This is a genomic window from Brevundimonas staleyi, from assembly GCF_041893865.1.
GTDB classification, from domain to species: domain Bacteria; phylum Pseudomonadota; class Alphaproteobacteria; order Caulobacterales; family Caulobacteraceae; genus Brevundimonas; species Brevundimonas staleyi.
The window spans coordinates 1075657-1098893 of sequence record NZ_CP169082.1; the positions used below are offsets into that span (position 1 = coordinate 1075657).

Sequence of the window (23237 nt, forward strand, 5' to 3'; positions counted from 1 at the left end):
CAAGTGCCACCGTGCCAAGCGAACAAAATCAATGACTTGTCGCCGGAAAGGCTGACCCGGAGTGCCAGATTATGCGAAATTCCGGCGGTTCGAGGATGCGGTTGTCAAAGACCAGGCCCGGACGTGGTGGCTGAGCCCCGGCTGCGCAAGCGTCGGGAGAGAAAATATTCTTAGATGAGGTAGACGCTCAGGCCTTGCGGAAGAAGCCGTGGATGCGTTCGGCCAGCGCCCGGTTGATGCCGTCGACCTTCTCCAGATCGACGACGGCGGCGCGGCCCACGCCCTTGGCGGAGCCGAAGGCGTGCAGCAGGGCCTTCTTGCGACCGGGACCGACGCCCTCGATCTCGTCGAGCGGGTTCTTCTTGATGTCCATGGAGCGGCGCTTGGCGTGGGCGCCGTTGGCGAAACGGTGGGCCTCGTCGCGCAGCCGCTGGATGTAGTAGAGGGCCGGCGATTTCAGGGGCAGCATGAAGGGCGGCTTGCCGGGGACGAAGAACCTCTCCAGCCCCGCGTCGCGGTCCGGACCCTTGGCCACGCCGACGGCGAGGATGTCGTCCAGACCCAGATCGGCCAGCACGGCCTGGACTTCGGCCAGCTGTCCGGCGCCGCCGTCGATGAGGAGGAGGTCGGGGCGCAGCACCTCTTCCGCGCCTTCTTCCTCGTCCTTGACCAGACGGCTGAAGCGGCGGCGCATGACCTCGCGCATCATGCCGTAGTCGTCGCCGGGGGTCAGGTCCGTGTCCTTGATGTTGAACTTGCGGTACTGGGACTTCTGGAAGCCTTCGGGGCCGGCGACGACCATGCCGCCGACGGCGTTCGTGCCCTGGATATGGGCGTTGTCGTAGATCTCGATCCGCTCGGGACGGGCGTCCAGACCGAAGGCCTCGCAGACCTCGTCGAGGATTTTGCCTTGCGCCGAGCCTTCGGCCATCTTGCGGCCCAGAGCCTCGCGGGCGTTGGTCAGGGCGTGGTCGACCAGGCCCTTGCGGTCGCCGCGCTGGGGCCGTTCGATGGAGACGACGCGACGGCCGTCCGCCTCCTTGGCCTTCATGGAGAAGGCTTCTTCCAGCAGTTCCTTCTCGAACGGGACGACGTTGGAGAGGATCAGGCGCGGGACAGGCTTGTCCTCGTAGAACTGGCCGAGGAAGGACGACAGGATCTCCGGGTCCGTGTCGGACTTGTCCACGCGCGGGAAATAGGCGCGGCCGCCCCAGTTCTGGCCGGCGCGGTAGAAGAAGACCTGGACGCAGGCCTGACCGCCTTCGGAGAACAGGGCGAAGACGTCGGCTTCGGGCACGCTGTCGGCGCTGACGGAGTTCTCCATGGCGATGGCGGAAAGCGCCCGGATGCGGTCGCGGACGCGGGCGGCCTGTTCGTAGTCCATGGCCTCGGCCGCGGCGGACATCTCGTCGGACAGGCGGCCGATGACGGCGCGCGACTTGCCGCGCAGGAACAGCGACGCCTCCTCGACCAGGTCGCCGTAGTCCTCAAGGCTGATCAGGCCGGTGCAGGGGGCCGAGCAGCGCTTGATCTGGTGCAGCATGCAGGGGCGGGTGCGGGTCTCGTAGACGCTGTCCGAACAGGACCGCAGGAGGAAGGCCTTCTGCAGGGTATTCAGGGTCCGGTTCACCGCCCAGGTCGAGGCGAAGGGGCCGAAATACTCGCCGGGGGTGGAATGAGAGCCGCGATGCTTCCGGACCTGGGGCGCGCGGTGGTCCTTTCGGATCATCAGCTCGGCGAAGGACTTGTCGTCGCGGAGCACGACGTTGAAGCGGGGCTTCAGCTTCTTGATGAAGTTGGATTCGAGAAGGAGGGCCTCGGTCTCGGAGGCCGTGACCACCAGCTCCATCGAGCGGGTCAGTGAGACCATCAGGCCGATGCGCTGGGTGTGGAAGCGCCCTTGCGCGTACTGGAGGATGCGCTTCTTGATGGAGCGCGCCTTGCCGACATAGAGGCAGGTCCCGTCCTCGCCGTACATGCGATAGACGCCCGGCTTGTCGGGCGCGCGCCGGGCCTCGTCGCGGATCAGGTCGGCGGCGACCAGAGGGGGCGACGTGGGCGGCGTCGAATCAGAAGCGGGCGTCTCCACGGTCATCGCGGCGAATATAGGCGGTGCGCGGCGATCTGTCAGAGCGGCTTGATCGGTCTCCTAGAATGGCGGAGGTTCCGGGCGACCGGGGCCGCGACCCCGGCGAAGGGGAATGTCTCATGCGGCGCATCGTTCTGGCGGTCGGTCTCTGTGGTCTTCTGGCCGCCTGTGGGCAGGAAGCCCAGCCTGTCGGGCCCGACGGGACGCCGACGCAGACGCTCGACTATATCGACGCCGTGCCGATCGATAAGGACGCGCCGGCCCCGGTGGCCCAGCCGCAGACTGCTGCCAAAAAAGAGGAGCCGAAGGCGGAGGAGACGGAAGAGGCCGAGGCGGCTCCGGCTCCGGCTCCGGCTGTGACCGTGGCTCCGGCTCCGGCTCCGACGCCCGCCGCCGCGTCGCGACCCGCTCCTGCGAACGATGCAGCGGCCGCGACACGACGGGCGAACGAGGCGGTCGCGCCGCGGTCCGAGACTGAAGTGCCGTACAGCCCTAACTAAGGTCTCAACCTTGTCATCCCGTCCCGGCTCTCCGCTTCGCTGCGGCCGGGATGACAAGGCGCCGGTGATGATTGAGGGGCCGCGCTACTTGCCGAGGCGGCCCTTCGCATGGGCGCCGTCGAAGACGACATCCTTGTCGGTCTTGCCGACCTTCGCATCCGGACGATCCAGCCGGTGCAGGATGTGACGGATGATGTTGAGGCGGGCGGTCTTCTTGTCGTCCGTGGCGATGACGGTCCAGGGCGTGTCCTTGGCGTGGGTCTCGGCCAGCATGCGGTCGCGGGCCTCGGTATAGGCGTCCCAGCGGGCCTGGGCCTCGGCATCGAGCGACGAGACCTTGAACCGCTTCAAGGGGTCGGTCATCCGCTCGGCCAGGCGTTTGGCCTGCTCGTCCCTGGAGATGTCGAGCCACAGCTTGATGAGGATGACGCCGGAGTTGGTCAGCATCTTCTCGAAGCGCGGCACGTCGTCGAGGAACTGTTCGTGCTGTTCGGGAGTGCAGAAGCCCATGACCGGCTCGACGCCCGCCCGGTTGTACCAGGAGCGGTTGAACAGGACGATCTCGCCCGCGGCCGGCAGGTGGGGAACGTAGCGCTGGAAATACCACTGGCCGGTTTCGCGCTCGGTGGGCTTGGGCAGGGCGACGACGCGGGTCTGGCGCGGGGAGGCGTATTCGGTGATCCGCTTGATGGCGCCGTCCTTGCCGGCGGTGTCGCGGCCCTCCAGCACGATCAGCACCTTCAGCCCCTGTTCGATGGCCCAGGCCTGGCTGGCGACCAGTTCGATCTGCAGGGCCTCCAGCTCGGTCTCGTAGTCGTTCTTCTTGCCCATCCGAAATCCTCCGCTTCTCCACATACCGTGCACCCCAGCGAAGGCTGGGGTCCAGCGCCAACCCCATATTCCGTCATCCTCGGGCTTGTCTCGAGGATCCATGGGGCAACAGTTCGCGCGGTTTCCCTGGCCCTGCGGCGGACAGATGGGCCCTCGGGACAAGCCCGAGGGTGACGGAGATGGGTTGGCGATTGTCACCAAACGCCCGTCCGACCATTGTCAGGGGGCATGAAGCGCGATTTCGCCGATTTCTGGAACCTGATGTGGGAGCTGGCGCTGGGCGTGTGCGCGGCCTTCGCCCTGCTGAACGCCTTCGCCCCGCCGCAGGACCTGCCGTGGAAGCCGCTGGACCTGAACCATCCGGTGGGTCAGGCGACCGGGGCCAAGGTGGCGGACTTCCAGGTGCCGTTCGGCGCGGCGCCCGAGGAGGTCGCCGGGGCGACCGACGCCTGTATCCAGACCCTGAGGGACGCGGGCGTCGAGGTAAGGCGGGCCGAGGACCGGAACGACGGCGGCTTCTGTCAGGTGCAGGGGGCCGTCACCATCACCGGAGGGGCGGTGACGCCCCTGAGACCCGGCGGTCTGATCATGCAATGTCCGCTGGCGGTGCGCTATGTGATCTGGGACCGACAGGTCCTGCAGCCGACGGCGGAGGCGATCTACGGCTCGCGGGCGGTCGCGGTGAACAACTTCGGCACCTATTCGTGCCGCCGGATCTACGGGTCGCAGGACGTGCAGGACCGGCCGAGCGAACATGCGCGGGCCAATGCGCTGGACGTCGCCTCGGTGACCCTGGAGGACGGGCGAACGGTGTCGGTTCTGGAGGACTGGAGCGGACAAGGTCCCAATGGAACAGAGGGTTCCGGCTTCCTGAGGCGGCTGCGGGACGGGGCGTGCCGGGTGTTCTCGACCGTGCTGACGCCCGACTACAATGAGGCCCACAGGGATCATCTTCACCTCGATGGAGCCCCTCGCGGCCTCTGCGTGACAGGTCCTCGCGCCTGAGGCTCGCCTCATGCACGAATCGTTTCCTGTTGACCGGGCTTTGCGGGTGGGGGAGAACACCTGCGCAATCCGGATTTCGCGTGGGGTCCAAACCTGCGTTCAGCTCCTTCTATGAACGAGCCTATCCAGATGGATTGTCGGACCCCTCAGAAAGGGCGTCCGCCTGGAAAAGCGCGTTTATGGAGACGCAACAATGGCGACCGGTACGGTCAAGTGGTTCAACCCCACGAAAGGCTTCGGCTTCATCCAGCCGGAAAGCGGCGGCGCTGATGTGTTCGTTCACATCACGGCCGTTCAAAAGGCTGGCCTGACGGGCCTCGATGAAAACGCCAAGGTTTCTTACGAGCTGGAATCCCAGCGCGGCAAGACCTCGGCCGTGGACCTGAAGCTTCTCTGATCCATCCGGATCAGGATCGCTGAAGTGATCTAGGCGGGCGCGGTTCCTTCGGGAGCCGCGCCCGTTTTCGTTCTGGCCCGGTTGGACCATTGGGCGAGGACGATGGCCCCCATGACGAGGGCGCCGCCCAGGGCCTGAACGGGCGACAGGGTCTCGCCGAAGATCAGCCAGCCCAGGGCGGCGGCGACGATCGGCTGGATCAGGATGGTCACGGCGGTGATGGAGGCGGGCAGCTTGCCCAGAGCCCAGGCGACGCCGCCCTGACCCGTGACATGCATGACCCCCATGCCGACGCAGGCGGCCCAGCCGGCGGCTGTGGCGGGAATCATGTCCTCGCCCAGCAGAAGGGCGGCGACGCCCATGACGGGAATGCCCGCGGCCGTGGCCCAGAAGGTGATGCGCAGGGCGCCGGCCGTGGTCCGCGCCTGTTTCACCGTCAGGAAATAGCCCGAGTACCAGAGGGCGACCGAGACTGAGAAGATGTCGCCCAGCAGCGGATTGGTCCCCTGACCGGGCTTGGCGCCCGCCGCCATGGCGAAGGCCCCGCCCATGGCCAGCGCGAGGGCCAGGATGAACAGGCGGGCGGGACGCTCCTTGAAAACGATCCAGCCGACCAGGGTGACCACGACGGGCGTCAGGTTGCAGAGCACCGTGGCGTTCGCGACCGAGGTCATGACGATGCCGTAGTGCCAGAAGCTGAGATCGAAGGCGAAGAAGAGGCCGGCGAGGATCATCCATTTGGACGGACGGCCGAAGCCTTCGCCGCCGGGACGGCCGGTCAGGACGAGCAGCAGGGGCAGGGCGAAGAGCAGCCGCCAGAAGCCTGCCGCCGCAGGGCCGGTCTCGGTCAGGCGCACGAGAATGGGCGCGAGGCCGAGGATGCTGGCGGAAACCAGCACCACGATCAGGGGGAGGAGGCGCGGGGAGGGGCGAGGCATGGTGTCGCATTAGACCTTACCCTCTCCCGGTGGGAGAGGGATTGAGGCTCGCAGAGCGAAGCGATGCGTCCTTAGCCGAAAGGGTGAGGGGTTACGGTGTGAGGCCGGACGCACCGTAACCCCTCACCCTTTCGCACGAGGACGACGGCAAGCCGTCGTGTGCTCAAGCCCTCTCCCTATGGGAGAGGGAAAACGCATCGGAAGCCGAGTTCTTCCCTCAGCTCCTGCGCCGTCACGCCTGCCTCGCGCAGCGCCGCGAGGGTCACCGATCCGTCCCGCTTGGCGTAGCGCTTGCCGTCGGGACCGAGAAGCAGCGGATGGTGGCGATAGACCGGCGTCGGCAGGTCCAGCAGGGCCTGAAGAACACGCTGGATCGAGGTCGTCTCGATCAGGTCCTCGCCCCGGATGACGTAGGTGACCCCTTGCAGGGCATCGTCGACGACCGAGGCGATGACATAGCCGGCGCCGATGTCCTTGCGGCCCAGCACCATGTCGCCGAGGCGTTCGGGCGTGGCGGTCTTCTGGCCCGGACCGGCGGTTTCCTCGACCCAGGTGAGGTGCTCGAAGCCGCCGAGACGGTCGCGAGCGGCGGCGAGAGAGAGGCGCCAGGCGAAGGGCTGGCCGGCGGCGAGTTTCTCGGCCTCCTCGTCGGGCGAGAGGGGGCCGCCAGCGAAGGCCTGGGCGTCCGCTGGATCGTCGGCGTGGGGCGCCATGCCGGCCAGGGCCAGCAATTCCTTCCGTGTACGGAAGCAGCGGTAGAGGACGCCGAGTTCGCGGAGTTGGTCGAGGGCGGCGTCGTAGTCGGGGCGGTGTTCGGACTGGCGGCGAACGGGCTGTTCCCAGTCGAGGTCGAGCCATTTCAGGTCGTCGAGGATGGCCTCCTCATAGGCCGGGCGGCAGCGGGTGAAGTCGGTGTCCTCGATGCGCAGGAGGAAACGGCCGCCGGCCTCTCGCGCAGCGGTGAAGGCCGTCAGGGCGGAGAAGGCGTGGCCGCGATGCAGGAGGCCCGTGGGCGACGGCGCGAAACGCGTGACGAAGGCCATGTCGCGGATGTTAGAGGCGCTGCAAGGCGCCGGCGCGCTCGGCCTCGGCGACGGCCTGACGCAACGCCGCCTCCGGCACGAAATCAAACTGCGCCGACAGGTCTTCGATCGCGAAGCTCGCCTGCGAGTAGGCCCAGTCCATCGCGGCGGAAGCCGGGCCGCGGGTTATCGGACCCATAAGGCCGGTCGGCCTGTAGAAGGTCAGCGACGGTCGTTCGGGCAGGGCGTAACGGGGCGGGCGCGGCAGCAGGCGGGCCTGGGTCATGGCGATCTCGTCGCCGAAGAAGGGCGACTTGATGATCGCGGCCAGACGGTCGGCCAGCCTCGCCAGGTGCGCGGACAGGGCCTTGCCGTCCTCGGCCTGAGCGGGCGGCAGCCAGGCCCGGAAGGCCGGATCCTGCATCGCCGCCTGTTCGAGCAGGGAGAACAGGATGCGGCCGTACAGGGGCGTGACCGAGATCGTCAGGTGAAGCGAGACCCCCTCCGTCGCCAGGGCGTCGTGATACCAGCCGCGCGGCAGGTAGAGGACATCGCCGGGCCGCATCACCACCTCCCGGACCAGGGGGCCGCGCGTGGCCGTGTAATAGGCGCGCGGGTCCGCCTCCGACGGCGGCGCCACGGGATCGGGCGCCCGGTTGCGATAGAGGCGCCAGACCTTTTCACCCTCGCAGTGGATCGCGAACACGTCGTGCAGGTCGTAGTGGGTGCCGAACCCCTGTACGCCGCCGAAGGAGCAGTAGAGGTTGGCGCCGATCAGGGCGGCGAATTCCTGTCCGAGCGTCTCTGAGAGGGCCTGGATGTCCGGGGTCAGGTCGCGGACCTCGTCCAGGATCAGGCTGGCGCCCGAAGCCAGAAGCACTTCGACCTTGGCGGGCGAGGGGCGAAGCACCGGACCCGCCTCCGTCCGAGCCACGATGCAATACCGGTCCGCCGCGACCGGCTCGCCGTTGTGAACCAGCTTCAGGTTCGCGGGCGTCCAGTTGGACACCTGGGTCAGCAGGCGGTTCAGCGTCGCCCATTCCATGATCGACCGCTTGGGCGCGCCCGGCTCGGCGGGAATGTGCAGCGGCTCTCCGCGCAGGCCGGCGAAAGCTTCGGGCGTGACGGGGTGGATCAGGTCGGCGAAGGTCTTCATGTCACGCAAGGGTGAGCGCACCTCGGCCTCAGGTGCAAGTCTCGTCTTCGCCCGGCGCGTATGGCGGTTTCCGGCCGTCATGGTCGGCGAGACGCAATGGACGCGTGATCGCGTCCGAAACCTGGTTCAGAACGAACCCGGCCGAACGCCGAGGTCGCCCCCCGTTCATAGACTGGACCCGAATGCCGCTGACGCCCGACGAGTTGAAAGCCGCCCGCGAGGAACTGGTGCGGCTGGACCCCGCGCTGGAGCGGGCGCACGCCCAGACACCGGTGTTCGACTGGCGGCGCGGGGATCGAGGATTTCTCGGACTGTTCCGGATGATCGTGGATCAGCAGGTGTCGCTGGCCTCGGCGGCCTCGGTCTGGGCGCGGTTGCAGGCCGGGCTGGGGGAGATCACGCCGGAGACGCTTCTGGCCCACGATCTGGAGAGCCTGAAGGGGATGGGGCTGTCGCGCCAGAAGGCGACCTATGGCCAGGGGATCGCGCGGGCGCAGCTGGATGGCACGGTCGATCTGAACCACCTGTCGACCCTGGACGATGAGGCGGCGATCGCGGCCCTGGTGTCGCTGAAGGGTGTCGGGCTGTGGACGGCGGAGGCCTATCTCTTGATCTGCGACGGGCGGACGGACGTGTTTCCGGGCGGGGACATCGCGCTTCAGGAAGCGATCAAGTGGGCGGATCGGCTGGAGCATCGGCCGGACACGAAGGCGGCCTATGCGCGGGCGGAAATCTGGCGGCCGCACCGGGCCGCAGCCAGCCATCTGCTGTGGGCCTGGTACGGCGGGGTGAAGAAGGGACAGATCGTGCTAGACGATTCCCTCAAGTAGGCGAGCGCCGCGCGCGAGCCGATAGGGATACAGGAAACGCGTGACCGGCCTCGTACATCCTGAACTCATCAGCCCCGCGCTCGCCCATCCGGAGACGGTGCTGGGCGCGCTGGACTTCGCGGGCGTGGCGGTGTTCGCCGCGACCGGGGCCCTGGCCGCCGCGCGGGAGAAGCACGACCTGGTCACCTTCGCCTTTTTCGCCGCCATCACGGGCGTGGGCGGGGGTACGCTGCGGGACCTGCTGATCGGGGCGCCGGTCTTCTGGGTCGCGGACTGGCGCTATATCGCCGTCTGTCTGGGCGGGGCGCTGGCGGTCTGGATCGTGGGGGCGGGCGAGTGGCGGTTTCGCGCCCTGCTGTGGCTCGATGCCGTCGGTCTGGGCGCTTACGGCGTCATGGGCGCGGCCAAGGCCGAGGCATTCGGCGTGCCGCCCCTGATCTGCATCGTCATGGGGGCGCTGACGGCCTGTTGCGGCGGCATGATTCGCGACATTCTCGCAGGTCAGCCGTCGATCCTGCTCAGGCGAGAGATCACCATTTCGGCGGCCCTGACGGCGGCCACCGTCTATGTCGTGCTGCGCCAGCTGGGGCTGGATCAGTGGCCGGCCGCGGGCGTGGCGGCGACGGCCGGTTTCGCGCTTCGGGCCGGGGCCCTGGCCTGGGGCTGGAGCCTGCCCGGCTTCCCCGGCGGGCTGTTCCGCAGACGGGCGTCATGAAACCACTGCACAGCCGTCATGGCGGTGCAGGCGAATCGGGCGTAGGCTTCCTTCACTAGAGAGAAGGAGAGACGTCTTCAGTCCGATTTCCTCGATTTCCGGCGTGAGCGGGAGGGTCTGATGCAGGTCCTTCAACGGCCGCCGTCCGGCTATCCGGCCCTGGTGCTGAACGCCGATTTCCGCCCGCTGTCCTATTACCCCCTGTCGCTCTGGCCGTGGGAAGAGGCGGTGAAGGCGGTCTATCAGGATCGCGTGGACGTGGTGTCCGTCTACGACAAGGTGGTTCGCAGCCCCTCGCTGGAGATGCAGATCCCCAGCGTCATCGCGCTGAAGTCCTATGTCGACCAGAACCGCAGCCCGGCCTTCACCCGGTTCAACGTCTTCCTGCGCGACGGCTTCACCTGCCAGTATTGCGGCGATACGGCAGAGCTGACCTTCGACCATGTCATTCCGCGCAGCCGGGGCGGGCGGACGACCTGGGAGAATATCGTCGCGGCCTGTTCGCCCTGTAACCTCCGGAAGGGCGGGCGGACGCCGCAGCAGGCGCATATGCCCATCCGGCGGGCGCCGCACCGGCCGAACGCCTTCCAGCTGCAGGAGGCCGGGCGGCGTTTTCCGCCCCACTATCTGCACCAGAGCTGGCTCGACTACCTCTACTGGGACATCGAACTCGAACCTTAGCATTGGCGGGCGGGGGTCGGGTCGTGCCATACGGGCGGCCTTCCGCGGCAAGGCCGTGCTGTATGAGTCCGTTTCATGCGTTTCCGTTCGAGCCTGCTGGCTGGGGCCTGCGTTTCAACCGTGCTGACGGCGGGGGGCGCATACGCCCAGACGCCGCAGGGAGCCGAGCGGGTCGATGACATCGTCGTCACCGGATCGCGGCTCGCGGGGGCCGAGCGGATCGCGCCGGTGGAGGTGCTGGATCGGCGGACGTTGCAGGCGGCGGGCGTGGACGATGCGTCGCGGATGCTGGCCCTGTTCACGGCCAACTCGGGCTCTGAAGCCCAGATCGACCAGCTGAACCAGCCGCAGAGCTCGGGCACGGCCCAGTTCAATCTGCGGAACCTGGGGCTGGGCTCGACCCTGGTTCTGGTGGACGGACAGCGGTGGACCAACAGCGCGGTCGTGGCGACCGACGGCTCGGCCTATGTCGACATCAACTCCCTGATCCCCATGATCGCGCTGGAGCGGGTCGAGGCGGTGAAGGACGGGGCCTCGGCCATCTATGGCTCGGACGCCGTGGCCGGGGTGGTGAACTTCGTCACGCGTCGGCGGGTGGAGCGGCCGGAGGTCAGCGTCAGCTATTCGGCGGCGGACGGGGCGGACCAGACGACGGTCCAGGCCATCGGCGGGCTGGAGGTGTTCGGCGGCGACCTGACGCTGGCGGCGTCGCACCTGCATCGCTCGGGCCTGGGCTCGGACGAGCGGGATTTCACCCAGGCGGCGCGCTACGGCCGGGCGGCCTGGACGGCGGTGACCAGCTATGGCCAGCCGGGCTCCTATTTCCGGCCGAGCACCAACGGCTTCGCGCCCGATCCGGCGTGCGGGAATGCGGCCTTCCCCGAGGCCTATCGTAACAGCGCGGCGGATACGTTCTGCCGTCTGGATTACTCGGACTTCTTCGACCTGGTGCCGGAGGAGACGCGGACGCAAGCGTTCGCGGATTACCGCAAGGCCGTGGGCTCGACGGACTTCTGGCTGCAGGGGGCGTGGGCCTCGACCGAGACGGTGGCGCGGCAGTCGCCGTCCCTGCCGATCCTGGCGCGGTCGCTGACTGTGCCCGCCAACCATCCGGACAATCCGTTCGGCGAAGCGGTGCTGTTCCGGGGGCGTCTGCTGGGCGCCGAGGCCGGGGCGTCGCATGCCGACTTCGCCTATGAGACCTGGCGTCTGGCGGGCGGGGCCGCAGGGGAGTTCGACAACGGCTGGACCTGGGATCTGTCGGCGACGGCCAGCCGCCAGCATGTCGACTACGACAAGCCCGACACCATCGGCAGCGCGCTTCAGAACGCCCTGAACGGCGTCGGCGGTCGCTGGTTCAACCCGTTCGGCAGCGCCCATCTGGGGACCGGGACGGCGAACAGCCCGGAGCTGATCGCCAGCCTGATCGGCTCGACCGGACTGCGCGGGGCGGCGGGTCTGATCACAGTGGACGGTTCGGTCGGGGGCGAGGCGTTGGCCTGGAGCGGCGGGTCGGTGTCGCTGGCCATGGGCGGCCAGTATCGCAGGAGCAGTTTCCGTCACGACTGGAGCGATCTGGTCAATGCGGGCGACCTGCTGACGGCGGGCTTCTCGCCGGACTTCGAGGGGGATCAGGAGGCGCTGGCCGCCTTCGCCGAGGCGCGGGTCAAGCTGGGCGACCGGATCGAGGCGCAGCTGGCGGCGCGGTACGAGGCCTATGACGGCGACCAGGGCGAGCTGAGCCCCAAGGTCGCCGTGCGCTGGGATGCGACCGACACCCTGGCGGTGCGGGCGGCCTGGAGCCAGGGCTATCGGGCGCCGTCTGTCTATGCCCTGACGGGGGCGCAGGCGTCGCAGCCGTCGGTGTTCGACCGCGGGGCCTTCGTGTTCGTGAACACCCTGACCTCGGGCGATGCGGACCTGAGGCCGGAGGAGTCCGAGAGCCTGACGCTGGGCGCCGTCTGGCGGCCGTTGGAGGGGCTGGAGTTCAGCGTGGACGCCTGGCGGTTCGACTATCGCAATCTGGTGGTGAAGGAGGCCGCTCAGGCGATCATCGACCAGGCGGCGGCGGATACGGCGGCGGGCCGGACGGGAACGCCGGCGCAGGCGCGGATCACCCGCTCGGCCAGCGGCGCCCTGACCTTCGTGCAGCTCTATTTCATCAACGCCTCGTCGATCGAGACGGAGGGGCTGGATCTGGCGGCGCGCTATGGCCGGGATCTGTTCGGCGGGCGGGCGACCGTGTCGGCGGGCTGGACCCATGTGGATCGCTATGACGTGAGGCTGGCGGCGGGCGCGCCCGTGGTGTCGGGCGTCGGCTCGACCAATCTGTCGAACATCGGCCGGTCCCTGCCGGAGGATCGGGGCGAGTTCGGCCTGGGCTGGAGCGACGCGGTGCAGGGGGTGACGGCGCTCGTCCACTACACGGCCGGCTATTCGAACGACCGCAGCGGCATCACCGATACGACCATCGCCAGCCAGACGACGCTGGACCTGCTGTACACCCGCTCGGTGGGCGAGGCGCTGGAGCTGTCGCTGGGGGTGGTGAACGTGACGGACCGCGATCCGCCGCTGGCCCAGTTCACACTGGGCTATGACCCGGTGGTCGCCGACCCGCGCGGGCGGGTGTTCAGCGTGGGGCTGACGCGGACCTTCTAGACGGCAAAAAGCCCCCGGACCTGCATGGTCCGGGGGCTCTTTCGTTTCAGGCCTTAGAAGTCGACGCGGGCCGAGAGCCAGAGGCGGCGGGGCTCCTGGTTGTTGGCGTATTCCGTGCCATAGGCGACCGGCGTGCCGTAGGGCAGCAGGGTCACGAAGTCCTTGTCGAAGACGTTGTAGACGACGGCGTTGAGGGTGACCCGGTCGTTCAGCTCATACGAGCCGCCGAGGTGGAAGAGCTCGTAGCTCTTGTAGTCGCCGAGCGCGACGCGGGCGGGGCCTTCGCCCCGGTAGCGTTCCGACTGGTACTCGCCCCGGATCCAGGTCGAGAGACGGTCGGTGGTCTGCCAGGCCAGACGCGCGTTCAGCATATGCTCGGGCGTGTCGGTCAGGGGCTGGCCGGCCGAGGCGCCCGACTTCTGTTCGCTCTCGGTGTAGGTGTAGTTGGCGCTGAGGCTCCAGTCGGGGGCGAAGCCCCAGCGGACCGATGCCTCGGCGCCGCGCGTCACGGCCTCGTCGATGTTGACGCTCTGGCCGAAGGTGGCGGCGTTCGGGAAGAAGCCGACGTCGGTGCAGTTCGTCTTGTTGTAGTTTCCGGCCGCGTAGTTGGCGGCCGAGACGCCGAAGGCGCAGTTGGTCAGGGCCGGGCCCGAGGCGATCTTGTCCTCGAACTGGTTGTTGAAGACCGTGAAGCTGGCGCGGAAATTGTCTCGGTTGTCATAGAAGACGGCGACCTCGGTGGCGGTCGATGTTTCCGGCGTCAGGCCGGGCGAGCCCAGCAGCGGCAGGCGGCCCTGCTGGCCGAAGCCGTTGATGCCGGGGGCCAGCTGCTCCAGGCGCGGGGTCTTGAAGCCCTGGCTGACGCCGCCTTTGACGGTCCAGTTCCCGTTCGCGTTCCAGACCAGATAGGCGCGCGGGCTGAAGTGGCCGCCGAAGGTGGAGTGGTTGTCGTAGCGACCGCCGAGCGTCAGGGCGAGGGTGTCGGTGAAGCGCCATTCGTCCTCGGCGAACAGGGCCCACTGGGTGAACTCGAACTGGGTCGGGGCGACCCCGTCCGTCATGGTCGCGTCCCAGTACTGGCCGCCCAGGGTGAAGGTGTGGTTGCGCCACTGGGACGACAGCTTGGTGTCGAAGATGACGCTCTCGGTCTCAAGCGCGCGGGCCGAGCCGGCGCCGGGGACGCCGGGGGGCACGATGCGGCCGATGGTTTCGGTCTGGCCGTAGGAAAGGGTGGACTGCAACTCGCCGAAGCCGAGGCGCCAGTTGTGGGCCAGGACCGCCTGATCGCGGTTGAACTCAAGCGCGTCGGCATAGCCGCCGGCGACCGTGTTGGTGCCCATCTGGCCGGCGGCGTTGTCGTACCACTGGCGCGATACGTCGAGGTCCAGCCACAGGTCGTGGTCGGGGTGGGCGTTCAGGCTGAGGCGGCCGCCCAGGGTCCAGATCTCGCTCTCGGTCGAGCTGCGGCCGAAGCCGGTGACCGGGGTCGAGACGCCGTTGACCGTCTCATAGGTCAGGGCCGATTCCTCGCGGGTCAGATAAGAGCCGCGCAGGGCCGCGCCGAGAACGTCGGCGACCAGGGGGCCGCTGGCGTAGAGGTCGCCGCCGTAGAGGTTGCCGAACTCGTCGTCGCCTTGCAGCGTCGCATTGGCCGAGAACGACCCGCCCCACTGGTCGCCGACCTTCTTGGTGATGATGTTGACCACGCCGCCGATGGCGTCCGAACCGTAGAGGGTCGAGACGGGACCGCGCACGACCTCGATCCGCTCGATGGCCGAGACGGGCGGCAGGAAGCTGGACGAGGTCTCGCCGAAGCCGTTCGGGGTGACGCTGCCGGCGGCGTTCTGGCGACGGCCGTCGATCAGGACCAGGGTGTAGTCGGAGCCCAGGCCGCGCATATTGATGGTCAGGCCGCCGGTCTTGCCGACCGGAGCGCCGACGTCGACGCCGGGCACGTCGGACAGGATTTCGGCCAGGGAGCCGGCGCGCTGGCTGCGGATGGTCTCGCCGGAAATCAGGCTGATGGAGGCGGGGGCCTGTTCGATCCGCTGTTCGAAGCCGGCGGCGGTGACGACCACGTCTTCGACCTGGGAGGAGGCCTGTTGCGCGATCGCGACGGTCTGGGCGGCGGCCGGAACGGCGAAGACGCCGGCGGCGAGAACGGTGGAAACGAACAGATGACGGTGGCGCACTTTGATCCCCTATTTGCGAGTGCGTCTCAATCTGTTTCGCAACTGAGAAAGGCAAGGCTTCCGTCGGGGGCGCGACAATCGACCGCTAGGGTCGCACCCCTCTGAAGAGGCGGGTCTCGCTTCCGTCACAGGACCCCGCTAGAGGACGCAGCCCGATCCGGAACGGCCGCCCATGCGCGACGTTGACGGCTCGGCCCCCTCGCATCCAGTCCCCCAAGGTCGCCTATGAAAATTCGCGTGCGCGCCGAGCTCGTCTACCGTTTCGATCCGCCGACGGACGCGATCTACAAGATCCAGGTCGCCCACTGGCCGGGCCAGGACATCCTGGAGGAACGGTTGACGGTCTCCCCAACGCAGGAACTGCACGAGGACGAGGATGTGGAGTTCGGCGCCCGGACCCTGCGGGCGCGCCTGTCGGGCGAGGTGGGGCTGACCTATGAGGCGCTGGTCGACAACGGCAAGCTGATGGGTCTGCCGCCGGGGGTGACGCAGCACGACTGGAACGACCTGCCGGCCGAGGTCCTGACCTATCTCTGGCCCAGCCGTTACTGCCCGTCGGACCAATTCGGCCGGTTCGTGGAGCGCCAGTTCGGCGAGACCACGGGCGGGGAGCGGGTGCTGGCGATCCTGAACTGGATCGCCGAGAACATCGACTATGAGCGCGGCGTCTCGAACTCCGAGACGACGGCGGCGCGGACCTTCATCGACCGGGCCGGGGTGTGCCGCGACTTCACCCACATGGGCATCACCCTGTGCCGCGCCTCGGGCATTCCGGCGCGGGCGGTGGGGGCCTATGCCCACCAGCTGACGCCGCCGGACTTCCACGCCATCTTCGAGGTCTGGCTGTCGAATGGCTGGTGGCTGGTCGATCCGACCGGGCTGGCGCCGATCGAGGGACTGGTGCGGATCGCGTGCGGGCGGGATGCGGCGGACATCGCGTTTCTGTCGACGCAGGGGACCTGCGAGATGGTGCGACTGGCGATCTCGGCCGTGGCGGAGGATGGGCCGGAGCGGGTGGCGGCTTAGTCACGAGGCTTTCCCTCCCCCTCGGGGGAGGGTGGTCGGAGCGCAGCGGAGACCGGGTGGGGACAGCAAGGCAAGGCCCCCACAGTCCGTCGCCACGTCGCCTGGCCCTCCCCACCCCGTCGCTTCGCGACGACCCTCCCCCGAGGGGGAGGGAGAAGCGGCCTAGCGATCCGGCCTGCTTGCCCGGTAGGCCTCGATGAAGGGCAGGCGGCGCAGGACCTTGTTGGCGGGGTCGATCAGGACGTGGGCGCCCTCGGGCACGGCGACCTCGCCCCGGCCGCCGGTCATGGCGAGCGTCTGGACCCGGCCGTCGATCTCGACCTCCACCGGCAGGGGGAAGTCGGCGCCGTCGCCGGTGACCCAATGCAGCGACAGGCGGTCGCCTTCGCGCGTCTGCACCAGATCGGGCAGTGCGGCGTTCATCAGATAGCCCCGGAACAGCCAGCCGTAGTCCTGGCCTGTGTTCTGATTGACGATGTCGATGAGGTCCTGGGTCGAGCGATAAAGGGTGGTGAAGTTGCCCGGCTGCGGATCCGGGCGACCGTAGACCAGGGTCGTGATCGACCGGAAGAAGGCCTCGTCGCCGATCAGGAGGCGCAGGGTGTGGGCGAACAGGGCGCCCTTGAAATAGATGTCGTTACCAGGGCCGTTGGAGACCTCCGCGTCCGTGCGATGACGGCCGGTGACGACGGGGTGTTCGTTGACCAGATCGCGCTGCATCTCCGCCAGTTCGGTCTGGAGATAGCGGTCGCCGTGCAGCCAGCGGCCGTAGAGAGGCTGCATATAGGCGCCCAGACCCTCGTGCAGCCACAGGTCGTCGGCGTCGATGTTGGTCATCTGGTTGCCGAACCACTCGTGGGCCAGTTCGTGCTGCAGGAGCCAGTCATAGCCCCGGCCGTCGAGACGATACTGGTTGCCGTAGGCGTTGATGGTCTGGTGCTCCATGCCCAGGTGCGGGGTCTCCACGACCCCCATCTTCTCGTCGCCGAAGGGGAAGGGGCCGACCGTCGCCTCGTAGAAGTCGAGCATCGGCTTGAACTCGGCGAAAAGGGCCGCGACCTTCTCCGGATCGTCCGACTTCAGATGCCAGAAGGACATGGGGAAGCTGTTGCCGAAGCGGCTGTGATAGGTCGCCGTCGTCTCCTCATACGGGCCGATGTTGAGGGCGATGGCGTAGGTGTTCGGATTGGCCGCCGACCAGTTCCAGGTGGTCCAGCCGTCGCCGTGATCTTCCGACCCCAGAAAGCGGCCGTTGGACGGGGCGACAAGGCCGGTCGGCACGGTGATGTGCAGATTGACCCGGCCGGACTCGGACAGGGGATGGTCGATGCAGGGCCAGAAGATGTCGCAGCCCTCGCCCTGCACCGCCGTGGCGATCCAGGGTTGGCCGTCCGGCGTCTGGGACCAGACGAAGCCGCCGGACCAGGGCGCGCGGGGAGCGACGCGGGGGGCTCCGGCATAGGCGATGGTCAGGGACGGGGTCGCGCCGACGGCGAGGCCATCGGGGATCTCGACGGTCAGCCGGCCCTCGGGGTTGGACCAGCGGTCGGCCGGGAGCACCTGGCCGTCCAGCCGGACCTCCGAGATGGCCAGCACCGTGTCCAGCTCCACCGCCAGCCGTCGGATCGGCGAGGTGACGGTGAAGTCGAGCGTCGCCACGCCCTCGATCCGCTTCTGGTTGGGGATGATCTTCAGGGTCAGGTCGGCCTGATCGAAGCGGACGGCCTCCTGCTCCGGCGTGCGGGGCTGGCCGCTTTCGAGGGTGAAGGGGGTGGACTGCCGCTCCTGGGCGAGCGCCGGGGCGGCCGCCAGCAGGGCGAGGGCGAAGACGAGACCCCGAAGCATCAACGGGCGGTCCGGGCGGCGCGCTGGGTGCGGTTGTAGGCCTGGAGGTCGTCGACCAGATCCAGCTGACGCAGCAGCTTGTTCTGCGGGTCGATCAGGATCGTGGCGTCTGCTGGGACGGTCAGCGAGCCCCGGCCGTCGCGCATGGGGACGGTCTGGACCTCGCCGTTCATCTCGACCTCGACCGGCATGGGGAAGGGCAGGCCGTTCGTGTCCCAGGCCAGGGTCAGCTGATCGCCGGTGCGCGTCTCCGTCAGCTTGGGCAGGGCGGCGTTGTAGAGATAGACGTCGAAGAACCAGTCGTAGTTCTGGCCCGTCACCTGATTGACGATGGCGTTGAAGTCCTGGGTCGTGGCCAGGCGCGGGGCGAAATTGCCGGGGCGCGGGTCGGGGCGGCCGTAGACCAGACGACGGATGGCTTCGTAGAAGTCCTCGTCGCCCAGCGTCATCCGCAGGGTGTGGGCGATGAGCGAGCCCTTGTTGTAGATGTCGCCGCCGGGGCCTTCCGAGCCGCCATAGACGGCGTTGACCGAACGGTCGGTGCGCGAGACCACGGGGAAGGCGTTGACCAGCCCCATGCGCTGGGTCTTCAGCTCGGCCTGCATGAACTGTTCGCCGTGCAGGAAGCGGGCGTAGAGGGGCTGCATGTAGGAGCCCAGCCCCTCGTGCAGCCACATGTGGTCGGCGTTGGCGTTGGTCAGCTGGTTGGCGAACCATTCGTGGCTGAACTCGTGCTGCAGCAGCCAGTCGTAGCCCCGGTCGTCGATCCGGTACTCGTTGCCGTAGGCGTTGATCGTCTGGTGCTCCATGCCGAGGTAGGGCGTCTCCACCACCCCCATCTTGGAGTCGCCGAACGGGTAGGGGCCGATGGTCGATTCGAAGAAGTCGAGCATCCGGGAGAACTCGCCGAACAGCCGCTCCACCTTGGCCGGATCGTCCGAACGCAGGTGCCAGTAGTGCATCGGGATCGTGTTGCCGAAGCGGCTCTGGTAGCCCGCCGTCATCTCCTCATAGGGGCCGACATTGATCATCCCCGCATAGATGTTCGGGGTCTTGATGCTCCAGCTCCAGGTCTTGGTCCCGTCGGCGTTCTCGGTCATGCCGGTGAAGACGCCGGGGCCGGGGGCGGAGACATTGCCGGGCGTGGTGACGTGCATGTCCAGCTGGCCCGGCTCGGCGTGGGAGTTGTCGATACAGGGCCAGACCAGGTCGCAGCCGTTCAGCTGGACCGCCGTGCCGATCCAGGGCTCTCCGGTCGGGGCGGTCGACCAGACCCAGCCGCCGTTCCAGGGCGCGCGCGGGGCCGTGCGGGGCTGACCGCCATAGGTGATGGTCAGGGTGGGGGTGGCGCCCTCGGCGAGGCCGGCCGGGACCTCGACCGTCAACCGGCCTTCGGGATTGGACCAGCGGTCGGCGGGCACGACCTCTCCGTCCAGCTTGATCTCGGAGATGGTGAAGAGGGTGTCGAGCTCGACCGCCAGACGCTGGATGGGCGACAGGACCGTGAAGTCGAGGACGGCGACGCCCTCGATGGACTTGGTCTCCGGCAGGACCTTGATGGAGACATCGGCCTTGTCGAAGCGGACGGCCTCCTGCTCCGGCGTGCGCGGCTGGTCGGTTTCCAGGGTGAAGGCGGTCGGTTCTCGGGCGGGGGCGTCCTGGGCGGCGGCGGGCTGGGCCGCCAGCGCCAATGCCAGAGCAGCAATGCTCGTCGCACGCAGACTCGATTTGGTCATTCGTCCAATCCCCTCAAACTTCTTCGTCACCGTGCACCCCAGCGAAGGCTGGGGTCCAGATGGAAAAGACGGTGTGGAGGACTGGATCGGGAGGTGATCCCGACAGACGATGTTCGTGATCTGGACCCCAGACTTCGCTGGGGTGCACGGTGAGTCGAGCAAAGAAAAAGGCCGGTGTTTCCACCGGCCTCGTTCAAATCGTGTGGTCCGTCAGGACTTAGGCGGCGGCTTGCTCAGCCAGCTTGGCCTTGACCTGGCGCTTGATGCGCTGGGCGGTGACCGACAGGTTCTCGTCGTTCGCCTTGACGATGAAGGCGTCCAGGCCGCCCTTGAAGTCCAGGGTGCGCAGGGCGGCGTTCGAGATACGCAGCGAGTACGACTGGCCCAGGGCTTCCGAAGCCAGCTTGACCTTCTTCAGCGACGGCAGGAAGCGGCGCTTGGTCTTGATGTTCGAGTGGCTGACCGAGTGGCCGACCATCGGCCCGACACCGGTGAGTTCGCAACGACGCGACATCGTCTGATCCTTGAGGTGGCGCCCGCCGAAACGATGGCTGACGCATGAAATGAATGCGCGCGGGGGAGGTCCCCGCGCGAGAGGGGGCCGTATAGAGGAAGCGGGGTCTCGCCGTCAAGGCGTCAGACGCCTGAATAGACTCAAGGAACCGATCCCGCGGCCCGATGCGTTCATGCGTCGTTCAAACGCCGTGTTTCAATGCTTAAGCTCACCGGATCGAACCGGGGATGAGATTTACGATGACCATGATTGCCGTCCTGACCCGCACCTTCGCCGTCGCCGCGCCCGCTCTGGCCGGAGCGATTCTGCTGGCGTCGCCGTCCACGCCGACCCAGGCCCAGGCCGCCGCGACCGAGGTCCTGCCGGGCTACTGGGAATATACGACCAGCGCGGTGGGCATTCGCGACACGGAACAGAAGTGTGTGCGGCCTTCCGAGATCAATCGCTTCTTCGGCGGTCTGTCGACGCGGCGCTGGCAGTGCGTCTATCCGACCCGCGTGGTCGGGGGCGGCACGGCGCGGTTCGAGGGCACCTGCACCGACCATCGCGGGCGTCGCGTGAACGTGCGTCTGGGCGGCTCTTATCAGCAGGAGAGCTTCCGCTTCACTGGCGGGGCACAACTGGCGCGCGGCACGCCGTACCTGCCGGCCTCGATCACGGCGCGACGTCTGGCCGCCCAGTGCCCGGCGGGCGCGGAATATTTCTGATCCCCACTCCGTCGTCCTCGGGCTTGTCCCGAGGACCCATTTATCCGCTGCACGAATGCGAGACGCGCTTCTGCTCAAATAGGGCTGGGGCGCTGAACCGTGGATCCTCGGGACAAGCCCGAGGATGACGCAGATTGAAATTTAGGCGTCCAGCCAGCTCAGCAGGGCGGCGGTGACGGCTTCCGGCTGTTCAAGGGTCGAGACGTGGCCGCTGTCGGGAATGATCGACAGGCGGGCGTTCGGAATGGCCTCGGCCATCTCGCGCGCGATGTCGGGCGGGGTCAGGGCGTCCTGATCGCCGACCAGGACCAGCGTCGGGATCGTGATGGCTGACAGGTCCGGCCGGCTGTCGGCGCGGCCGATGATGGCGCGGACCTGATGCCGGAAGCCGTCGACGCCGACGGCCTGGGCCATGCGAAGATTGATCTGGAACAGGGCGTCGTCGTCGCGACGCGCGGGGGCGGGCAGGCCGCGCAGCACAGGCTCGACCACCGCCTCGAAGGCTTCGGAATCGAGGCGGGACAGGAGGCCGCGCCGCTTTTCGGTCTGTTCCGGCGTGTCGGGCCGGGCGGAGGTGTCCAGGAGGGCCAGCCGTTCGACCCGCTCAGGCGCACGGCGCAAGATCTCGAAGGCGATGTAACCGCCCATCGACAGGCCTGCGAGGGCGAAGCGCGGCGGGGCGTTCGACAGGATGTCCTCGGCGATGGCGGCCATGCTGTCCCCGCCCAGATGCGAGGCGACGGTGACGGGACCGCGCGTCCAGAGGGCCGGAAGCTGGGGTCCGAACAGTTCGGCGGTGCAGACGAGGCCGGGGATGAGGACGATGGGGGTCATGCCGTCTCCAACGAAAAAGGCCCCGGATCGCTCCGGGGCCTCTTCCATATCAGCTCTGCGCTGAAGATCAGGCGGCTTCGGCCTCTTCCTCGGCGTCGGCTTCGGCGGCCGCGGCCACGACGGCCTTCTTGGCGCTCAGCGACTTGGACAGAAGCTGGACGGCGGCGTCCTTGTCGATGCGGTTGGCGGCGGCGACTTCGCGAGCCATGCGGTCCAGGGCCGATTCATAGAGCTGGCGCTCCGAATAGGACTGTTCCGGCTGGGTGTCGGCGCGGTGCAGGTCGCGGACCACCTCGGCGATCGAGATCAGGTCGCCCGAGTTGATCTTGGCTTCGTACTCCTGAGCGCGACGCGACCACATGGTGCGCTTGATGCGGGCGCGGCCCTTCAGGACGGTCAGGGCCTTGGACACGGTGTCCTCGGCGGCCAGGGTGCGCAGGCCGGCGGTCTTGGCCTTTTTCGTAGGGACGCGCAGGGTCATCTTCTCGTGGTCGAAGGTCACGACGTAGACCTCCAGCGACATGCCCGCGACTTCCTGGGTCTCGATGGCGGCCACCTTGCCGACGCCATGCGCCGGATAGACGACGGCGTCGCCGACCTTGAATTCCAGACCGCTCTTGTTCGTCATGTCATTCCTTTCCCGGACGCAGGGGACAGGTCATCGAAGGCGCGAAAGACAATAGGTTTCCTGTCCGGCGTGGGGGACGCCGGCGGAATGTTCAGTCGTCAAACGTGGAAACGGATCACCCAACCTCTGGCCGACCCCGTCTTCATGGACGAGGTTCTGTCGCAAACGCGGGCGGCGCGTAGGAAACGCAGACCGCCCGACCCAATGTGAAGGAACATATCACAAAACGAGGCAATTTCAAAACGTCGCGTGCGAGAGCGTGCGTGGCTACGGAAAACCCAACCGGCCGGACTTGTGGAAGCGGGGCTTCACGGCGGGCACGGCGAATTCACAGCGAACACGGCGGGAGCGCCCGCGCGGCGACGTCATCGCGCGCGAGAATTAATGGGCGGCTTCAGCCGCCACGTGTCCGATCGGCGGGCCATGCCATCTCCGGGGTCCAGGTGTGCGGTCGGGGGGCATTGACGATATCGTCGTGTCCTCCGTGGATCGCCGTGTTCGCTGTGATGAACCTGAGACTCAGACCCGTCAGGAGCCCTTGCCGGGATTGGGCGAGAAATACTTCTCGAACTTGCCGGTCTCGCGCTCGAACAGTTCCTTGTCGGCCGGGGGCGTGCCCTTGACCGTGATGTTCGGCCAGACCTTGGCGTATTCGGCGTTGATCTGAAGCCACTTGCCGTCAGGCTCGTCCTCGGTGTCCGGGACGATGGCGTCGATCGGGCATTCGGGCTCGCAGACGCCACAGTCGATACATTCGTCGGGCGCGATGACCAGGAAGTTCTCGCCCTCGTAGAAGCAGTCCACCGGGCAGACCTCGACGCAGTCCATGAACTTACATTTCACGCAGGCGTCGGTGACGATGTAGGTCATGGGCGGGCGGAAGTCGGCTTTGCGAGGGGCGGGAGAGGCCCGGCAGATGACCCCGCGAGGGGC

Annotated in this window: 21 protein-coding genes; 9 read left to right on the top strand and 12 right to left on the bottom strand. The window is 67.7% G+C overall.

Translation table 11 applies throughout. The annotated features are described in order from the left end of the window. Nucleotides 1-187: 187 nt before the first annotated feature. Nucleotides 188-2095, bottom strand: a complete 1908-nt coding sequence (uvrC, locus tag ACETK8_RS05440) for an excinuclease ABC subunit UvrC (RefSeq protein WP_374038500.1) — start codon at nt 2093-2095, stop codon at nt 188-190. Nucleotides 2096-2208: 113 nt separating this feature from the next. Between uvrC and ACETK8_RS05445 the strand changes: the two genes are divergently transcribed. Further along, the gene (locus ACETK8_RS05445) at nt 2209-2589 is read left to right on the top strand and encodes a hypothetical protein (protein ID WP_374038501.1); all 381 of its coding nucleotides are present in this window, start codon (nt 2209-2211) and stop codon (nt 2587-2589) included. Nucleotides 2590-2673: 84 nt separating this feature from the next. On the opposite strand, the gene ppk2 is transcribed toward ACETK8_RS05445, so the two are convergent. After that, entirely contained in the window at nt 2674-3420 is a 747-nt protein-coding gene (ppk2, locus tag ACETK8_RS05450) for a polyphosphate kinase 2 (protein WP_374038502.1), read from the bottom strand. A gap of 228 nt (nt 3421-3648) precedes the next feature. Between ppk2 and ACETK8_RS05455 the strand changes: the two genes are divergently transcribed. Next, entirely contained in the window at nt 3649-4425 is a 777-nt protein-coding gene (locus ACETK8_RS05455; protein ID WP_374038503.1) for an extensin family protein, read from the top strand. 193 nt (nt 4426-4618) lie between these two features. Beyond that, nucleotides 4619-4822, top strand: coding sequence for a cold-shock protein (locus tag ACETK8_RS05460; protein ID WP_077356590.1), 204 nt, complete (start codon nt 4619-4621; stop codon nt 4820-4822). A 29-nt stretch (nt 4823-4851) separates the two neighbouring features. Here ACETK8_RS05460 and ACETK8_RS05465 read toward each other — a convergent pair whose 3' ends face one another. From ACETK8_RS05465 to ACETK8_RS05475, 3 genes are all read right to left on the bottom strand, one after another. Continuing rightward, on the bottom strand, nt 4852-5760 hold the full coding sequence (locus tag ACETK8_RS05465) for a DMT family transporter (RefSeq protein ID WP_374038504.1): 909 nt from the start codon (nt 5758-5760) through the stop codon (nt 4852-4854). Between the two features lie 176 nt (nt 5761-5936). Then, nucleotides 5937-6803: a tRNA glutamyl-Q(34) synthetase GluQRS gene (gene gluQRS, locus ACETK8_RS05470; RefSeq protein WP_374038505.1), complete on the bottom strand. Its 867-nt coding sequence runs from the start codon at nt 6801-6803 to the stop codon at nt 5937-5939. 10 nt (nt 6804-6813) lie between these two features. After that, the gene (locus tag ACETK8_RS05475) at nt 6814-7938 is read right to left on the bottom strand and encodes a JmjC domain-containing protein (RefSeq protein ID WP_374039352.1); all 1125 of its coding nucleotides are present in this window, start codon (nt 7936-7938) and stop codon (nt 6814-6816) included. 182 nt (nt 7939-8120) lie between these two features. Between ACETK8_RS05475 and ACETK8_RS05480 the strand changes: the two genes are divergently transcribed. The 4 genes from ACETK8_RS05480 to ACETK8_RS05495 all read left to right on the top strand — a co-directional run bounded on the left by ACETK8_RS05480 (nt 8121) and on the right by ACETK8_RS05495 (nt 12822). Continuing rightward, entirely contained in the window at nt 8121-8768 is a 648-nt protein-coding gene (locus ACETK8_RS05480; protein ID WP_374038506.1) for a DNA-3-methyladenine glycosylase family protein, read from the top strand. A 40-nt stretch (nt 8769-8808) separates the two neighbouring features. Further along, nucleotides 8809-9483: a trimeric intracellular cation channel family protein gene (locus ACETK8_RS05485; protein ID WP_374038507.1), complete on the top strand. Its 675-nt coding sequence runs from the start codon at nt 8809-8811 to the stop codon at nt 9481-9483. Nucleotides 9484-9603: 120 nt separating this feature from the next. Continuing rightward, nucleotides 9604-10164, top strand: a complete 561-nt coding sequence (locus ACETK8_RS05490) for an HNH endonuclease (protein WP_374038508.1) — start codon at nt 9604-9606, stop codon at nt 10162-10164. A gap of 75 nt (nt 10165-10239) precedes the next feature. Next, complete coding sequence (locus ACETK8_RS05495; protein ID WP_374038509.1) at nt 10240-12822, top strand: TonB-dependent receptor domain-containing protein; 2583 nt, start codon at nt 10240-10242, stop codon at nt 12820-12822. 53 nt (nt 12823-12875) lie between these two features. Here ACETK8_RS05495 and ACETK8_RS05500 read toward each other — a convergent pair whose 3' ends face one another. Then, on the bottom strand, nt 12876-15014 hold the full coding sequence (locus ACETK8_RS05500; RefSeq protein ID WP_374038510.1) for a TonB-dependent receptor domain-containing protein: 2139 nt from the start codon (nt 15012-15014) through the stop codon (nt 12876-12878). Between the two features lie 237 nt (nt 15015-15251). On the opposite strand from ACETK8_RS05500, the gene ACETK8_RS05505 reads away from it, so the two are divergent. Then, nucleotides 15252-16040: a transglutaminase-like domain-containing protein gene (locus ACETK8_RS05505; protein ID WP_374038511.1), complete on the top strand. Its 789-nt coding sequence runs from the start codon at nt 15252-15254 to the stop codon at nt 16038-16040. A 162-nt stretch (nt 16041-16202) separates the two neighbouring features. On the opposite strand, the gene ACETK8_RS05510 is transcribed toward ACETK8_RS05505, so the two are convergent. From ACETK8_RS05510 to rpmB, 3 genes are all read right to left on the bottom strand, one after another. Then, nucleotides 16203-17885 carry a M1 family metallopeptidase gene (locus ACETK8_RS05510; protein WP_374038512.1) on the bottom strand — a complete coding sequence of 561 codons (1683 nt, stop codon included), beginning with the start codon at nt 17883-17885 and terminating at the stop codon, nt 16203-16205. Continuing rightward, nucleotides 17885-19621, bottom strand: a complete 1737-nt coding sequence (locus ACETK8_RS05515; protein WP_374038513.1) for a M1 family metallopeptidase — start codon at nt 19619-19621, stop codon at nt 17885-17887. Before ACETK8_RS05515 ends, ACETK8_RS05510 begins: the two co-directional genes overlap by 1 nt. Nucleotides 19622-19838: 217 nt before the next feature. Beyond that, nucleotides 19839-20135: a 50S ribosomal protein L28 gene (gene rpmB, locus ACETK8_RS05520; RefSeq protein ID WP_374038514.1), complete on the bottom strand. Its 297-nt coding sequence runs from the start codon at nt 20133-20135 to the stop codon at nt 19839-19841. Nucleotides 20136-20374: 239 nt separating this feature from the next. Here rpmB and ACETK8_RS05525 point away from each other — a divergent pair, with 239 nt between their 5' ends. Then, the gene (locus ACETK8_RS05525) at nt 20375-20842 is read left to right on the top strand and encodes a DUF3617 domain-containing protein (RefSeq protein ID WP_374038515.1); all 468 of its coding nucleotides are present in this window, start codon (nt 20375-20377) and stop codon (nt 20840-20842) included. A gap of 141 nt (nt 20843-20983) precedes the next feature. Here the strand turns inward: ACETK8_RS05525 and ACETK8_RS05530 are convergent, their stop codons facing one another. The 3 genes from ACETK8_RS05530 to fdxA form a co-directional block, all read right to left on the bottom strand. Then, complete coding sequence (locus ACETK8_RS05530; RefSeq protein WP_374038516.1) at nt 20984-21676, bottom strand: alpha/beta fold hydrolase; 693 nt, start codon at nt 21674-21676, stop codon at nt 20984-20986. 67 nt (nt 21677-21743) lie between these two features. Then, nucleotides 21744-22304: a CarD family transcriptional regulator gene (locus ACETK8_RS05535; protein ID WP_374038517.1), complete on the bottom strand. Its 561-nt coding sequence runs from the start codon at nt 22302-22304 to the stop codon at nt 21744-21746. Between the two features lie 528 nt (nt 22305-22832). Beyond that, nucleotides 22833-23174: a ferredoxin FdxA gene (fdxA, locus tag ACETK8_RS05540; protein WP_374038518.1), complete on the bottom strand. Its 342-nt coding sequence runs from the start codon at nt 23172-23174 to the stop codon at nt 22833-22835. Between the last annotated feature and the right edge of the window lie 63 nt (nt 23175-23237).

Coding starts and splice junctions, on each gene's coding strand:
- uvrC (WP_374038500.1), bottom strand. CDS start 2,095: ATGACCGTGGAGACGCCCGCTTCTGATTCGACGCCGCCCACGTCGCCC.
- ACETK8_RS05445 (WP_374038501.1), top strand. CDS start 2,209: ATGCGGCGCATCGTTCTGGCGGTCGGTCTCTGTGGTCTTCTGGCCGCC.
- ppk2 (WP_374038502.1), bottom strand. CDS start 3,420: ATGGGCAAGAAGAACGACTACGAGACCGAGCTGGAGGCCCTGCAGATC.
- ACETK8_RS05455 (WP_374038503.1), top strand. CDS start 3,649: ATGAAGCGCGATTTCGCCGATTTCTGGAACCTGATGTGGGAGCTGGCG.
- ACETK8_RS05460 (WP_077356590.1), top strand. CDS start 4,619: ATGGCGACCGGTACGGTCAAGTGGTTCAACCCCACGAAAGGCTTCGGC.
- ACETK8_RS05465 (WP_374038504.1), bottom strand. CDS start 5,760: ATGCCTCGCCCCTCCCCGCGCCTCCTCCCCCTGATCGTGGTGCTGGTT.
- gluQRS (WP_374038505.1), bottom strand. CDS start 6,803: ATGGCCTTCGTCACGCGTTTCGCGCCGTCGCCCACGGGCCTCCTGCAT.
- ACETK8_RS05475 (WP_374039352.1), bottom strand. CDS start 7,938: ATGAAGACCTTCGCCGACCTGATCCACCCCGTCACGCCCGAAGCTTTC.
- ACETK8_RS05480 (WP_374038506.1), top strand. CDS start 8,121: ATGCCGCTGACGCCCGACGAGTTGAAAGCCGCCCGCGAGGAACTGGTG.
- ACETK8_RS05490 (WP_374038508.1), top strand. CDS start 9,604: ATGCAGGTCCTTCAACGGCCGCCGTCCGGCTATCCGGCCCTGGTGCTG.
- ACETK8_RS05495 (WP_374038509.1), top strand. CDS start 10,240: ATGCGTTTCCGTTCGAGCCTGCTGGCTGGGGCCTGCGTTTCAACCGTG.
- ACETK8_RS05510 (WP_374038512.1), bottom strand. CDS start 17,885: ATGCTTCGGGGTCTCGTCTTCGCCCTCGCCCTGCTGGCGGCCGCCCCG.
- ACETK8_RS05515 (WP_374038513.1), bottom strand. CDS start 19,621: ATGACCAAATCGAGTCTGCGTGCGACGAGCATTGCTGCTCTGGCATTG.
- rpmB (WP_374038514.1), bottom strand. CDS start 20,135: ATGTCGCGTCGTTGCGAACTCACCGGTGTCGGGCCGATGGTCGGCCAC.
- ACETK8_RS05525 (WP_374038515.1), top strand. CDS start 20,375: ATGACCATGATTGCCGTCCTGACCCGCACCTTCGCCGTCGCCGCGCCC.
- ACETK8_RS05530 (WP_374038516.1), bottom strand. CDS start 21,676: ATGACCCCCATCGTCCTCATCCCCGGCCTCGTCTGCACCGCCGAACTG.
- ACETK8_RS05535 (WP_374038517.1), bottom strand. CDS start 22,304: ATGACGAACAAGAGCGGTCTGGAATTCAAGGTCGGCGACGCCGTCGTC.
- fdxA (WP_374038518.1), bottom strand. CDS start 23,174: ATGACCTACATCGTCACCGACGCCTGCGTGAAATGTAAGTTCATGGAC.